This window comes from Vibrio breoganii, assembly GCF_024346795.1.
GTDB lineage: Bacteria > Pseudomonadota > Gammaproteobacteria > Enterobacterales > Vibrionaceae > Vibrio > Vibrio breoganii.
Window position 1 is genome coordinate 2,695,003 of record NZ_AP024864.1, and the last position, 13,538, is coordinate 2,708,540.

The window sequence follows — 13,538 nt, forward strand, 5'->3', positions numbered from 1 at the left end:
AATGTGACACGACAGTCAAAATACACAGATGAACATGTAATTGTCATGAAATGGGCCTTGATGCCCTGCAAATACAGTAAACATCGATTCGCTTCACACCCTGCTCTCTTAATAACAAACACACCTCTGCCACCGTACTTCCCGTAGTCACCACATCGTCCACCAGCGCAATATGTGGCTGATTTTGTATTCTAGTTAGGCAGTCTGATGACAAGGAAAAGGCATGCTTAAGATTTACTAAGCGTTGCCTACGATTAAGTCCCATCTGTGTTTTCGTCACTTTGATGCGCTTTATTGCTTTTGACAAAACCTGCGACTCAACACCAGCCTTCTCTTTCAAGCTTTGTGAAAGATACTCGGCCAAGTAATCACTTTGATTAAAGCCTCGCACACTTTGCCTCCTCCAATGCAGTGGAATGGGTAACAATATAAGCGCGGGCGATGTTAAGCGTTCGGCAAGCAGTGATGCCAACTCTCTGGCGTGCCACACCTGACGTCGATACTTAAGTCCCTGCACGTATTGAGATAATGGCTGGTTGTATTCTCCTACGCAGTACAATCGGTCCCATGGAGGAGGGTCGCTTACACACCCACCGCAGCGCTCCACTGGCATTTCCATCCAGGTGCCACACGTCGTACAGCGACAAACTGGCTTTAAAAGATCTAAGCATTCTGGGCACCAGATAGGGTTTGTATCACCTTGCAACGGCTTTTCGCAGCCGTAACAGTTCGAGCCAAGCACCTTATACGCAGTATGTCGTATCCAACCCAAGAAACGATGCAAGCATTGAGTTAATCGTCGATTTCCAATAATCTGCTCTCATTGTCTTTAGTTACTACCCCTTATTTTTAGCCCATGGTCGAGCACTAAAGGGCTTAAAAGGGTATGAAATACAGGTGAAATAAATGAGCACAGAGACCAAGCTACATTGGGATATTTATGGAGAGGGCGAGAACCTCATTCTTATCCATGGCTGGGGAATGAATGGAGCCGTTTGGCATCAAGTGGTTGAAGAGCTGAGCCAAAGCTTTCGTGTTCATGTGGTTGACCTGCCTGGCTATGGACATAGTCATCAAGTACATAGCCAATCTATCGCTGACATCGCCGATAGAGTCCTGCAAGATGCGCCAGAGAAAGCCATATGGCTCGGTTGGTCTCTTGGTGGCCTTATCGCAACGCATGTTGCTATGCACCAAGCTGAGCGCGTTACAAAGCTGGTAACCCTAGCGAGCTCACCACGCTTCTCCGCTGAAGGTCGCACATGGAGAGGCATCGCGCCTAGTGTACTTAATGACTTTACCTCGCAACTCACCGAAGACTTCCAAGGCACCATTGAGCGCTTCATGGCCTTACAAGCAATGGGAAGCCCATCGGCGAGGCAAGATGTAAAACAATTGAAAAGTGCCGTGCTATCGCGCCCTATGCCGAACCCAAACGCTCTTCATCTTGGTCTTGAACTATTAGCTACCATTGATTACCGCGAATACCTTAATACCCTAACTATGCCTATCCATCGCCTCTATGGACGTCTTGACGGTCTAGTACCAGTTAAGGTGGCATCAGTGTTGGATAAAGAGTTAGAGACGAGTTCACATATATTTAAGGCCTCTTCCCATGCTCCGTTTATGAGCGAGAAACAGGCCTTTTGTGATTTGATAAAGCAGCTTTAAATGGGGTTAATCCTGAGTCAGGATCTTATTCCAAGGAAGGTCGCGATCGCCTATGACAATAAAGTTAGGGTTTTCTAAGGTTTCACGCAAATTGTATGAAAGTGGCTCAAGTCTGGTATCCAAGATAGTGCCACCGGCTTCTTCAACAATACATTGTGTGGCCGCTGTATCCCACTCACCTGTTGGTCCCAGGCGCAGATAGCAGTCAGCGCTTCCTTCCGCGACCAAGCAAGCTTTTAAGGCCGCTGAGCCTAACGGGATCAATTCGTAATTCCATTCATTACTCATACATTCAGTAATGCGGTTGATATCCTGACGTCGGCTTATCGCGATGGTAACGTTTTGTTTGATCAATTCATGGGTGTGGGTATTGATACGAATGCTCTCATCCATATCGGGAATCTTCCACGCGCCTTTTCCATGATAGGCGTAATAAACCACCCCAGACACTGGTGCATACACAACCCCCATAACGGGTTTGTTATGTTCAACAAGCGCAATTATGGTCGCAAAGTCGCCACTGCGAGCAATAAACTCTTGGGTGCCATCTAGGGGATCCACCAGCCAGTAACGCTCCCACTGCTCACGCTCAGCAAGACTGATGTCCGCGTCTTCTTCAGATAAGACAGGAATATCAGGCGTGAGCTCAGGCAGGCGCTCCATAATCAGTTTATGTGCAGCCAAGTCAGCACTGGTGACCGGAGTATCATCTGACTTAGTAAACTCTTCGTAGTTTCGCTTTTGATAGATATCGAGAATAAGCTGGCCTGCAGAGCGGGCAATCTCTATAACATTAGGTAATAAGTGGGAAAGGTCTTGTCTCATTATTAATCACCCTTTTGCTGAGAGAAGTAGCGCTGCGCCAACATTAAGGCACTGATACTGCGAGCCTCACAAAAGTCCATATGCGTTAACAGTTCGTCTGCTTGAGCAAGAGGCCAACGAACCAAGGTAAGAGGTTCAGGCTCATCACCCACTAAGGTTTCAGGATAGAGGTCTTCAGCAACAAACAGAGTCATCTTGCTGGAAAAATAAGAAGGAGCCAGAACGACTTGCTTTAAAGGGACAAAGAGATTGGCACCAAAACCGATCTCTTCTTTTAATTCACGATTGGCAGCCTCAACTGGAGTTTCGCCAGCATCAATAAGCCCTTTGGGAAACCCTAGTTCGTAGCTTTCAGTGCCTGCAGCGTATTCTCGAACCAGCAGAAGATCCCCCTCGGCTGTGAGCGGAACCACCATAACCGCATCGCGACCACTAGGGCGCATTCGCTCATAGGTTCTAAGTTCTCCATTAGAAAACTCTAAATCCAAAGCCTCGATGCTAAACAAGCGCGAACGCGCAACCTCGGTTTTGTTTAAAATCTTTGGCTTTTTCTCGCCTGCCATCCTAGTTAGCCTCTTCAATCATTCATTTGTATAAGCCTCAACCACTATATGGAAAAAAGCCCGCAATGAAAACTGCTAAACATTCCTACATGATAAGTTGGTTAGAGCTTACCTGAATAGACAAAAGGGTACTGCCCTTGTCCATTGGGTTCACCTAACCATTTTAATTGCTCACCCAGTCTTTGTGGAAACTCTGCACCCGGCTTGAACCATGCATCCAAGTCGTAGGTCATATTAGGCTGTAGAGAAGCGGTAAACGCACCAGAAACCTGAGCGGTTTCTTGATTGCCCTTCGCTGCCAGCTGACTGTCTGTACAACTAATATCAGAAATAATAGTCCCTAGATCTAGATTACCCAATGGCGATGAAACCACACTTTGATTCCATACTAGATTCGCTTCGCCCGTTTCACACCAAGGCGACGCATACTTATAATCTTTAACGATGAGTTCAAACTGCCCGTCAGCGGTAACAGGAGCTGGGATATTCACGTACTTCAGTGCTTGATCTGCAGGTATAGAGGCCATCAAGTTATTGGCGTAAGGGCCGCTAAAGCCATAGCCTACGGTTCCTCTGCCTGTTAAACCCAACTCACTATTGCGACCAAATCGGATATTAAGCTCGGCCTTTCCCTGAATCAGTTTCCAAGCTTGTAGATCCCAGTTTACCTCACCAAAACCATACTGCTGCCAGGAAACGCTTTTTGCTCTTCCCTGCCACAAGGTACCACTAATACCAGAGATACTCAGGCCATTGATTCGAGGCAACTGCTCTATTGCAAACTTGGCAGGCAGGTGAACGATAACGCTACACAAGAATACGGCTAACAGTAGAAAGCCGTATGCAAAAATCTTCTTTAGACTGACACCAAACATTAACTACCTGCTCTTTTAAACTGCAATCTTTTCACCTCTACGACCCCTTTCTTTTCGGTTTCGTTGATATCAAAAAAGGCGACGTCTACCCCTTTTTCTTGGCGCAAATACAGTAACCAATTCATTAGACGATTAAACGCCACTGGCTGAACCCACACCTGAACCATATCGTCACGAGGTTGCAGGCGAATCAGTTCGATATTAAATCGCCCTGTAGACGTCGACAGCAGTTGGTTTAGAGGTTCATTGGAGATAGAAGGTGCGCCACTGGTTTTACGCAACTCAGTAATCGCGTTTGCTTCTTTTTGTACCCAACTCAAAAGTTGTGTTTCACTGATTAAGCGGGCCTGTGCCAATTCGTTCTTCTGCTTAAGTGGCGCAAAGCCGCCCCAATACAGCAAACCTGCAACACCAAAGCCAATCGCGATAATCAACATACGCTGTTCACGAAGGCTAATACTGCTCCAATATCCTAGGATAGCTTGTTGTAATCCTCGCATTACTTCACCTTCAATACGTAACTGCTGCTGACCAAATCACCATTACGGTTGATCTGCCCTTGGTCTACCAAAAACTTCTCAGAAAAGGCCACTCTCAGTTGCTCAAAGGTTTGGAAGTCACTCGCTTGCGCTTGGATTCGCAACTCTTCGCGATCACTATCGAACTTGAGGCTCTGTATTTGAACTTTATCGCTATCTTTAAGGGCAACTTGCACGTCAAGTAGCCAAACCATTAAGGGCGCATCCACAGTTCCACCGCTCAAGCGCGTTTTTTCATCACTCATTTGACGCTTAAGGTAGCTTACTGTTGGGATACGATTTTTATCAGGAAAGACCGCTCTAAAAATTCGTTCACTCTCGGCTCGATACGCCGTCGCCTGAGTCTCTATTTGGCTGACTTGGGTATAGGTATTAATACCAAAAATAACCAATAGCACTAATGCGGCAATAGCCGGAGCTTGCCAAAGCTTGATGTTTTTAAGCCACGATGACTGTCGCTTGAACTCGCCCGATAATAAGTTGATCGTCGAAAGCTGCGCATTCTTAGCCAGTAGAGCCATAGGTAACTCTGCAGGTAAGGCCTCAATCTTTGGATTTTCAATGCTAGGTAATGACTCAGGAATAGAACCAAAACATTGAATATGAACAGGTTCTTCAGAAGGTGACTCTTCCTCGTCTTCGATATCCACCGTAAAAGGAGGGCGAGCCAATGCATACGGCACTAGCGCTTCTGGTAGCACTATGCCTTGATAGATATCTTGGCGAATCAAGCAGTAGCCTTGCCAAGGAAGCATAGGGATAGTGCTGCCATCCAAAGGCAAAGATAATACATCAGGCAAGACGCGATGAAGTTCAATGCCCGCCTCGAGGAAACGTTCAATGCATTGCTGAAGATAATCTTTATCGACTGCAGCTACCCATGCCTTATCGCTTGTTTGCTTGAGTATCGAGAAGTGCAATTCATCAATGTCTTGAGCCAGCTCTTCTTCCAAGAGGAATGGCAACATGGTTGAGAACTGGCGTGAAGCACCAGCAGGCACTCCGACTTCTCGTAAAGCCACATCTTGGCCATCTAATAATAGGGCAACGCTTCGCTCGGTCGCATAGGAGGTGAGTTCTTCTAATTCCTCTAAGCCACCGAGTTCACCACTGGCAATGATCTCGTTCTCTGTCGATGACCAAACCAACCATGGAATTGTTTTTAAATTCTGCCTACTGAGCCGAACTGTCAGGATTTCGCTCACTAATTCCTCCAAATCGTCGGCGTACTACTCGCGATTCGTCTTGATTTTCACTATAAAGCAGGCTCCTCAAGCGAACTCGGGCATCCTGCACAAATACTTCTGCATCTAATTCAAAATAACGGCTATCTACAGATAGATATTCCTTCGCCTTGTTTTTTATTTCGGCACTGATACCGGCGATATTGCCTTCAGCCAAGAAATCATCAGTGCTCTCCCACCCATCATATGGGCGATCTTCAATAACCTGCTTGGCCTGATCTTCACTCAAGGCTGGCTCAAACAGTGCGACCAATAGCTTAGATTGCCATGGCCTAAGTGTATTCACATTGATGCGCAAGTCATCGGTAGGCAGCGCGCACGCTAACCATGAGATGCGTCTCATTGATGGGCCATCCATCTGATATACACTGCGTAGCTCACTCAAATCAGCAATCAGGCCATTGGCAGCCATATAGGATGGAGACAATCCCTCATAAGTGGCATCTTCCACACCTGCCTGAGTCATCACACCATCGTCTTTATCTAGGTATTCCCATGTGGAGTCGGCAACGACCTCAGCTTGATAGCTGTCGAGTCCCACCTCTTCTAGCAAGGTTCGCCACACCTGCAACAAGTATGGACGAGAACTGGAAGTAGGGTCGATAGTGACTGCGGCCAGTGAGTTAACGTTAAAACACGCCTGCATATCCCTAACTACGCCTCTCGCCTCACCGTAATCCAATGGGTAGGATTGCTCCTCTAACGCCCATGGCTGACTTAGATTGACCGTATCACCGTCTTCTAAGCTCTCCTCGATGCCGTATTTGGCTAATGCCTCGACGCCGATGGCATACCAATAGGCTTGTTGGTTATCCACCTGACTGCTTGCCCTATCCACCCCCAGAACCAATCGTTCTGACATGGTGGCGGCGATGGCGGTCATAATAGCCAACAGAAGCAATACCACTAGCAAGGCAACGCCTTGTTGCTTGCTTTGTCCTTTCATTTTTTGCGAATTACTGAGGCGTATCTTCATTAATCCTCTCTAGCTGACCATCAGCCGTTAGGTAGATACGCTCAAGCTTGCCATAATCTTCTAGGGTTAAATGCACGGCCACAGCCTTAGGCAATGAACCATTGTCTTCCCATTCTTCTAGCCAGCTTTCTCCGTTATAAAAACGAATATCAAACTCCTCGACCTTATCAAGAAGCGGGGTCACGATACCTTGCTGTCCAACCGGAGTGTCTGGGTATCGCCACCAAACTCGCTCAAGCTTATGATCTCGAATTCGATAGCCTACTTTGGTGACTTCTCCGCGAGGGAACTGCTGCTGTGGATTAATCCAGCCTAAACGAGTAAACAGCACACCTTTTTCATCGGAATCAAGCAGGTTATCTTGCCAATAAATGAGCGACTCACCCGCTTCTTGTCCGTCATTACGAAAACGACGAATCGCTATCTGACGAAAATCACTATCTAGATAGACTAGGGTTGCCTGCAACTGCTGCAAGCGCCCTAATTTCTCTTGAGACTGCTGATTGCTCAGCTGAGTCTGAAATACCACCTGATACGCTGCCATACTGAGGCTAGCAAACACGGCAATCGCCACCAGCACCTCAATCAGGGTAAAACCTTTCGCCTTTTTATAACGGTACATAACTTCTTACCGTAACTAGGGGGCTATCCATTTTTTCATCTAGGGCCACACTGACATCAACCGCTCGCAAATAAGCGGTGCTTGTTGATATTGGTGTAATAGACCAATACCAGGTATAACCGGCTAATTCAGAGGTGCCTTTACGTGCTGTCTTAGGAGGCTCGGCTAGCATCATCAATGCCATTTGATTGTCCACTACCATGCCAGCAAAGGTCTTTTGCTCAAGGTAGCCGATACTATTAATGTGCTGAGTAATAGCCCTAACCACACTAATAGAAGCCGTTGCAAAGATAGCCAGAGCAATCAAAACCTCTAGCAAGGTCATGCCTCTAGAGGACTTCATCGTCGAACTCCTCACCAGGTTTCAGCAATCGAAAGCTACCGTTTTCTAGCGCCATCACGCGCCAGTTTTGCTCGCCTTGTGCTTCTGAGCTTGGGTGGATGTAGACCTCAAAGGGTGTCAGTTCACCACTGGACAAAATAAAGACCTGAGGCGGCGCCTCTTTGTCTTTGTTTTCTTCCTCTGCAAACATTTCCTCATCAAACAGCGATCCCTCTTCAAACAAGCTGTCTTTTTTGCCCCAAACACCATCACCCAGCTCCCAGGCGAGTGTTAGGCCATCTTCAAGCTCGGTATCTGCAGGGATTCTGCGATGCTCTAGTGCCTGCCAACCCTCTCGAGTCAGTTGCAAAAGTCGATACTTATTTCCTGCGGGATCAAAGCGAATACCCAGATCCCAACCGTTCAATATTGCGTCTTGATGCAATAGGTTGAGACGTTGATAAAGCTGTTGCGCGCGAGTCTCTGCGGCATCTGAACTGCTAGTGGGTAAATTAACCACTACCGCTATGGCGCTAACCGACACCAAGACCATGACTAGCATGATCTCTAGGAGGGTAAAGCCGCGCTGTCGTTTATCACGTCTCACTATAGTTACGAATTATTGGAAATCTTGTAGATTCCAGTTGCCGATATCAGCAGCAGCTCCCTCGCCACCCTCTTGACCGTCAGCACCTAGAGTAAAGATATCGATGTTACCGTTATCGCCTGGGCTCAGGTATTGGTATTCGTTACCCCATGGGTCGTTTGGAAGACGACGAATGTAACCATCACCACGGTAGTTACGCGGCTCAGGAGACCCCGTTGGACGACTTACCAATGCGTCTAGGCCTTGGTCTGTCGTTGGGTAGACACTATTGTCTAGCTTGTACATATCAAGAGCATTTTCTAACGCTACGATATCGGTAATCGCTTTTTGTTGGTCGGCCTTCTCTTTGTTACCCAAAAGGTTAGGCACAACGAAGCTTGCCAAGATACCTAGAATAACGACAACAACCATAACCTCTAGCAAGGTAAAGCCTTGTTGTTTCTTATTATATTTCATTTTTTTCTCCATACACTCGGGCAAAAACATTAGGCGCCCGAAACCAAATTATTCAACTCAAGTAGCGGCATCATAGTCGCCACCACAATAAACAATACAATCCCTGCCATAAATACGATCAGTAATGGCTCAAAGATACCCAAAGCCAGGTTCACTTGCGATTCGAAGTCTTGGTCTTGGTTATCTGCCGCGCGAGTCAGCATTTGCTCTAACTCACCAGACTGTTCACCACTGGCAATCATATGCAGCATCATCGGTGGGAATAGCTTACTTTGCTGCAGAGAATGTCGAAGGCTTGCCCCTTCTCGCACCTTATCAGATGCCTCATAAACCTGCTTCTTAAAGAATTTATTACCCATTACCTCGGCGGCAACTCGCATGCCATCCAGCAATGGAATAGCACTAGCGGAACAAATCGCGAGAGTACGAGCAAAGCGAGAGGTATTGAGACCTCTAGCCACTCGGCCGATAACCGGTACCTTGAGCACTTTGTGATCCCAGCTTAACCTAAGCGTGGGCTTTCTTAACAAAATCTTAGTACCCACAATTAAGGCTAAGATACTCCCAACCAGCAACACGCCATAGTCTTGGACAAAGTCACTGGCGTTAATCAGAATTTGAGTGGAGGTAGGTAGTTCCTGCCCCATCTGGATAAATTGGTCAACGATCTTAGGGACCACTGTCGCCAGCAAAAAGCCGATAACACCTACTGCAATTAGGGTCAGCATGATCGGGTAAATCATGGCTTGTTGAAGCTTAGAACGAAGCTGTTGACGCTTCTCTGCATAATCCGCCAGACGCTCTAATACCGCATCTAGGTGTCCGGATTTTTCACCAGCCGCAACCATGGCACAAAAGAGATCATCAAAAATGGCAGGGTACTCACGCATGCTGTCAGCAAGAGTGTAGCCTTCAACAACCTTAGAGCGGACGCTCACCAACATGCTGCTAATACGCGCTTTTTCTGATTGCTCAGCGACCGCTCTGAGGCACTCCTCAAGTGGCATTCCTGCCTGCACTAAGGTGGACAATTGGCGAGTTAACAAAGCAAGATCAGGGGTGCTTATTCCACGCTGAAAGCCTTTCGACTTAGCCGCTTCTTGCTTGGCTTTGGTTTCGGTTATTTCAACCGGCATCAAACCCTGCTCTTTCAGGCGGTGTCTTACCTGACGGGCATTATCACCTTCGATAACACCTTTTTTCTGGCGTCCTTTGACATCCAGTGCCTTGTATTCAAATGCCGCCATTACTCTTCCCTAGTCACTCGCATTACTTCTTCAAGGGTGGTCTTGCCGGCTCTCACCTTATCCAGACCATCTTGACGGATACTTGGGGTAGACGCACGAATAGCCAGTTCTATCTCTTGTTCGCTTTGCTCGCCATGGATCAGCTCTTGTACTTTTTCATCCACAACTAGCAGCTCATGGATACCTGTTCGGCCTTTGTAGCCCTTATGATTACAGTGCTCACAGCCATTGGGTCTATGCAAAACCAGATCATCATCAGGTTGCAGATTAAACAGTTTCTTTTGCTCAGCATCGGCTTGGAAGGGTTGCTTACACTGTTGGCACAAAGTACGTACCAAACGCTGAGCTAAGATACCGAGCAATGATGAGGAGATAAGAAAGGGTTCTATACCCATATCTCGCAATCGGGTGATCGTACCCACTGCGGTATTGGTGTGCAGCGTTGACATCACCAAGTGACCGGTCAAAGACGCTTGTACCGCGATCTGTGCAGTTTCAAGGTCACGAATCTCACCGACCATTACCACATCAGGATCTTGACGCAAGATAGCTCTTAATCCGCGAGCAAAGGTCATATCGACCTTAGGGTTTACCTGAGTTTGTCCAATGCCGTCAATATCGAATTCGATTGGATCCTCTACCGTCAGAATATTGCGTTCAGCACTATTCAGCTCTTGTAAGCCCGCATACAAGGTGGTGGATTTACCCGAACCCGTTGGACCGGTAACCAAGATAATGCCGTGAGGTCGCTTGATAAGCGTTTGGAAATTGACGTGGTTATGGTGCGCCATACCTAAGCTGTTTAAGTCCAACTGTGTGGCGTTTTTATCGAGAAGACGCATCACCACTCGCTCGCCGTGAGACGAAGGCATTGTGGATACACGCACATCTACCGCACGCCCACCTATCAGCAGTGAGATACGACCATCTTGAGGTACGCGCTTCTCGGCGATATCAAGCTTAGCCATAACCTTAACCCTAGACACAAGCAGTGGCGCTAGCTTGCGGCTTGGCGCTAGGACGTCTCGCAGTACACCATCCACACGGAAACGAATAGACAGTGACTTCTCAAAGGACTCAATATGGATATCTGAGGCACCTTCTTTGATGGCCTCACCCAGCATGGCGTTGATCAGCTTAATGATCGGCGCATCATCTTCGGCCTCAAGCAAGTCCTCGTTTTGTGGCAGCTCTTCTGCCAACGAGAAGAAATCGTCGCTGTCTGCGCCGATATCTTCCATTAGCTGTCTCGCTTCAGACGAATCACGCTGATAGGCATCGGAAAGCTTCGAGTCAAAACTCTTCTTATCAAGCTCAACCAACTGAATAGGTAGCGACGAAACTCGAGTCACTTCTAGTAGGGTTGAGGTCTGCAGTGGTTCAATGAAAAACAACTGGTTAGCACTGGCATCCGCATTAGGCTCAAGCACCACATTAAAGCGCTTGGCAAAGCTAAATGGCAGGCGAGTCATACTCGTCTCAAACCTTGAAAACGCACCACTTTCCATTACTTCGCTTCCACTTGCTCGATAAAGGCTTGCAGCTCTGAAGGGCGACGAGCTTCATCACCAAATTTAGGCATAATCGGCACTAAATCATCAGACATCAGTCTCAGGCCTTCTTCTGCTTTGTACAGTTGCTCTGCACGGATGTAGTTGTACTTACGCTGAGTAATACCATCAGCGGTCACCCCATCACGAATAATGGTTGGCTTGATAAATACCATTAGGTTTTTCTTTTCAACCTGGGTACTGGTCGATTTGAACAGTTGGCCTAACCAAGGAATATCACCCAAGATTGGAACCTTAGACTCACTCTCAAGAGCGCGCTCATCAATCAAACCACCAAGCACCAGCATTTGGCCGTCTTGAATCATTACTGACGTGTTCAGTTGTCGCTTAGCGAATCGAACATCGACCGCACCATTAGCGCCCAACACATTGGAAACCTCTTGTTCAATCTTCAATTGAACTGAGTCACCTTCGTTTATCTGAGGCACAACCTTGAGCTTAATACCCACTTCTTTACGGTCGACCGTTTGGAATGGGTTTTCGTTGTTTGAGCCCGAAGTCGAGCCTGTAATGACCGGAACCTCTTCACCTACGATGAACGAAGCCTCGCCATTATCCATCACCGTAATGCTTGGAGACGATAGAATGTTTGAATTTGAATCCGTCGCTACCGCACTGATTAACGCCGTCCAGTCGCCCATCGCCAAACTTACCGCTGCACCATTCACACCGCTTAGCGCACTCGCTAGCGTGGAATAGTCACCCTCAGTCGTGGTGGTTTCGTTACGTAGGAAGTTGCCGTTCTCATCGTAAACCGCAGTGGTAGAACTCGTGTCTTGTGCTTCTTCTAGACCCACCAGCACCTGACCAATAGACGCGCCAGAATTACCGTATTGAACAACGGCACCCGTTTCAAGGTTACCCCATTGCACGCCTAGGTTAACGCCGTCACCCTCTGACATTTCAACGATCAAGGCTTCAATTAGCACCTGTGCACGACGAATATCAAGCTGCGCAATAACGTCACGTAGCGCTTTCATAATATCTGGCGGAGCGGTAATCACTAAGGCATTAGTGCCGGTGTGCGCAGATATCATCACTTCAGAATTAGGGTTGCGAACAGCGGCTGCACCTTTTGCGGTTTTCTTCGCCGCCGCTAGGTTATCTGAAACGCCTTTTAGGACCTCAACAAGGTCTTCTGCGTTAGCATTCTTTAGATAAACAACCTGGTTGTTGCCTTTAACCTCCATCTCTTTATCCAATTGAGAGACGACAGCTCTTAGGCGTTTTCGAACTTGTGGATCGCCTGAGATCAACACTGAGTTGGTGCGCTCATCGGCTACCAGCTTAGGCTGTAGGAAGGCAGGAGTATTTTTCGCATCGGTGGTCTTGTTCAATGCCTCAACAATGCGCACCATCTCTGCTGCAGAAGCGTTCTCAAGCTCAACAACCTCGATAGATTTATCACCGGCTTGGTCAACGCGCTCAATGATTTCTGCCAAGCGATTTACGACCGCCGCACGGCCAGTAATCAAGATAATGTTGGCAGGATCATAGTGAACCACGTTACCGGCGCCGGCATTGTCGTTTAATTGACGCAGTAGTGGCGAGAGCTCACGAACAGACACATTGCGCACAGCAACAACGCGAGTGACTACCGCATCGCCTTTAACATTGGCATCACCCACTACAGGTACGGCTGAGGTTTTCGCATCTTTGGCTTTAATGACCTTGAGTACACCGTTTTCCATTTCAACAACGGCAAACCCATACACTTCAAGAACACTGAGGAAAAACTGGTAATACTGCTCTTCGTTGAGCACATCGTAGCTACGTACATCGATCTTGCCCCTAACAGTAGGGTCAACAATGATGGTTTTCTCTAAGTTACGTCCGACGATATTGATAAATTCGCCGATGTCCGTTCCCTTGAAGCTGGCGCTAAATTCATTGGCGCTGAAGGCTGGCGCACACGCCAAACTTCCCATCAACAACCATGCGCTCTTGCTAAACCAACTTTTCACTTCATACTCCCAAAAAAATCAATGGCATTCCATGCCGAGCATGGCTCTATTAGATA

At 47.5% G+C, this 13,538-nt stretch carries 15 protein-coding genes; 1 reads left to right on the forward strand and 14 read right to left on the reverse strand.

What is annotated here, in order from left to right:
* Nucleotides 1-43: 43 nt before the first annotated feature.
* Nucleotides 44-619 carry a ComF family protein gene (locus OCU35_RS12520; RefSeq protein ID WP_261825445.1) on the reverse strand — a complete coding sequence of 192 codons (576 nt, stop codon included), beginning with the start codon at nt 617-619 and terminating at the stop codon, nt 44-46.
* 287 nt (nt 620-906) lie between these two features.
* On the opposite strand from OCU35_RS12520, the gene bioH reads away from it, so the two are divergent.
* A complete protein-coding gene (bioH, locus tag OCU35_RS12525) occupies nt 907-1,671 on the forward strand; it encodes a pimeloyl-ACP methyl ester esterase BioH (RefSeq protein WP_102321918.1) in 765 nt (254 codons plus the stop codon).
* 6 nt (nt 1,672-1,677) lie between these two features.
* Here the strand turns inward: bioH and cysQ are convergent, their stop codons facing one another.
* The 13 genes from cysQ to gspD form a co-directional block, all read right to left on the reverse strand.
* Nucleotides 1,678-2,496 carry a 3'(2'),5'-bisphosphate nucleotidase CysQ gene (cysQ, locus tag OCU35_RS12530; protein ID WP_261825446.1) on the reverse strand — a complete coding sequence of 273 codons (819 nt, stop codon included), beginning with the start codon at nt 2,494-2,496 and terminating at the stop codon, nt 1,678-1,680.
* 2 nt (nt 2,497-2,498) lie between these two features.
* Nucleotides 2,499-3,059 (reverse strand): ADP compounds hydrolase NudE, encoded by a 561-nt coding sequence (nudE, locus tag OCU35_RS12535; RefSeq protein ID WP_017029372.1) that lies wholly within the window; start codon nt 3,057-3,059, stop codon nt 2,499-2,501.
* Between the two features lie 101 nt (nt 3,060-3,160).
* Nucleotides 3,161-3,934: a type II secretion system protein N gene (locus tag OCU35_RS12540; RefSeq protein ID WP_065599253.1), complete on the reverse strand. Its 774-nt coding sequence runs from the start codon at nt 3,932-3,934 to the stop codon at nt 3,161-3,163.
* Nucleotides 3,934-4,434 (reverse strand): type II secretion system protein GspM, encoded by a 501-nt coding sequence (gene gspM, locus OCU35_RS12545; RefSeq protein ID WP_017032999.1) that lies wholly within the window; start codon nt 4,432-4,434, stop codon nt 3,934-3,936. The genes OCU35_RS12540 and gspM overlap by 1 nt, the downstream gene beginning before the upstream one ends.
* Complete coding sequence (gspL, locus tag OCU35_RS12550; protein ID WP_261825447.1) at nt 4,434-5,678, reverse strand: type II secretion system protein GspL; 1,245 nt, start codon at nt 5,676-5,678, stop codon at nt 4,434-4,436. The genes gspM and gspL overlap by 1 nt, the downstream gene beginning before the upstream one ends.
* Nucleotides 5,647-6,693, reverse strand: coding sequence for a type II secretion system minor pseudopilin GspK (gene gspK / locus OCU35_RS12555; protein WP_017242708.1), 1,047 nt, complete (start codon nt 6,691-6,693; stop codon nt 5,647-5,649). The genes gspL and gspK overlap by 32 nt, the downstream gene beginning before the upstream one ends.
* Nucleotides 6,674-7,315, reverse strand: coding sequence for a type II secretion system minor pseudopilin GspJ (gene gspJ, locus OCU35_RS12560; RefSeq protein WP_017029367.1), 642 nt, complete (start codon nt 7,313-7,315; stop codon nt 6,674-6,676). The genes gspK and gspJ overlap by 20 nt, the downstream gene beginning before the upstream one ends.
* Nucleotides 7,302-7,658 carry a type II secretion system minor pseudopilin GspI gene (gene gspI / locus OCU35_RS12565; protein WP_261825448.1) on the reverse strand — a complete coding sequence of 119 codons (357 nt, stop codon included), beginning with the start codon at nt 7,656-7,658 and terminating at the stop codon, nt 7,302-7,304. Before gspI ends, gspJ begins: the two co-directional genes overlap by 14 nt.
* Nucleotides 7,645-8,244, reverse strand: coding sequence for a type II secretion system minor pseudopilin GspH (gene gspH, locus OCU35_RS12570; RefSeq protein WP_017029365.1), 600 nt, complete (start codon nt 8,242-8,244; stop codon nt 7,645-7,647). The genes gspI and gspH overlap by 14 nt, the downstream gene beginning before the upstream one ends.
* 12 nt (nt 8,245-8,256) lie before the next feature.
* On the reverse strand, nt 8,257-8,700 hold the full coding sequence (gene gspG, locus OCU35_RS12575; protein ID WP_017029364.1) for a type II secretion system major pseudopilin GspG: 444 nt from the start codon (nt 8,698-8,700) through the stop codon (nt 8,257-8,259).
* 29 nt (nt 8,701-8,729) lie between these two features.
* On the reverse strand, nt 8,730-9,947 hold the full coding sequence (gspF, locus tag OCU35_RS12580) for a type II secretion system inner membrane protein GspF (protein ID WP_017029363.1): 1,218 nt from the start codon (nt 9,945-9,947) through the stop codon (nt 8,730-8,732).
* Complete coding sequence (gene gspE, locus OCU35_RS12585; protein ID WP_261825449.1) at nt 9,947-11,455, reverse strand: type II secretion system ATPase GspE; 1,509 nt, start codon at nt 11,453-11,455, stop codon at nt 9,947-9,949. Before gspE ends, gspF begins: the two co-directional genes overlap by 1 nt.
* A complete protein-coding gene (gene gspD / locus OCU35_RS12590) occupies nt 11,455-13,482 on the reverse strand; it encodes a type II secretion system secretin GspD (RefSeq protein WP_017033003.1) in 2,028 nt (675 codons plus the stop codon). Before gspD ends, gspE begins: the two co-directional genes overlap by 1 nt.
* Between the last annotated feature and the right edge of the window lie 56 nt (nt 13,483-13,538).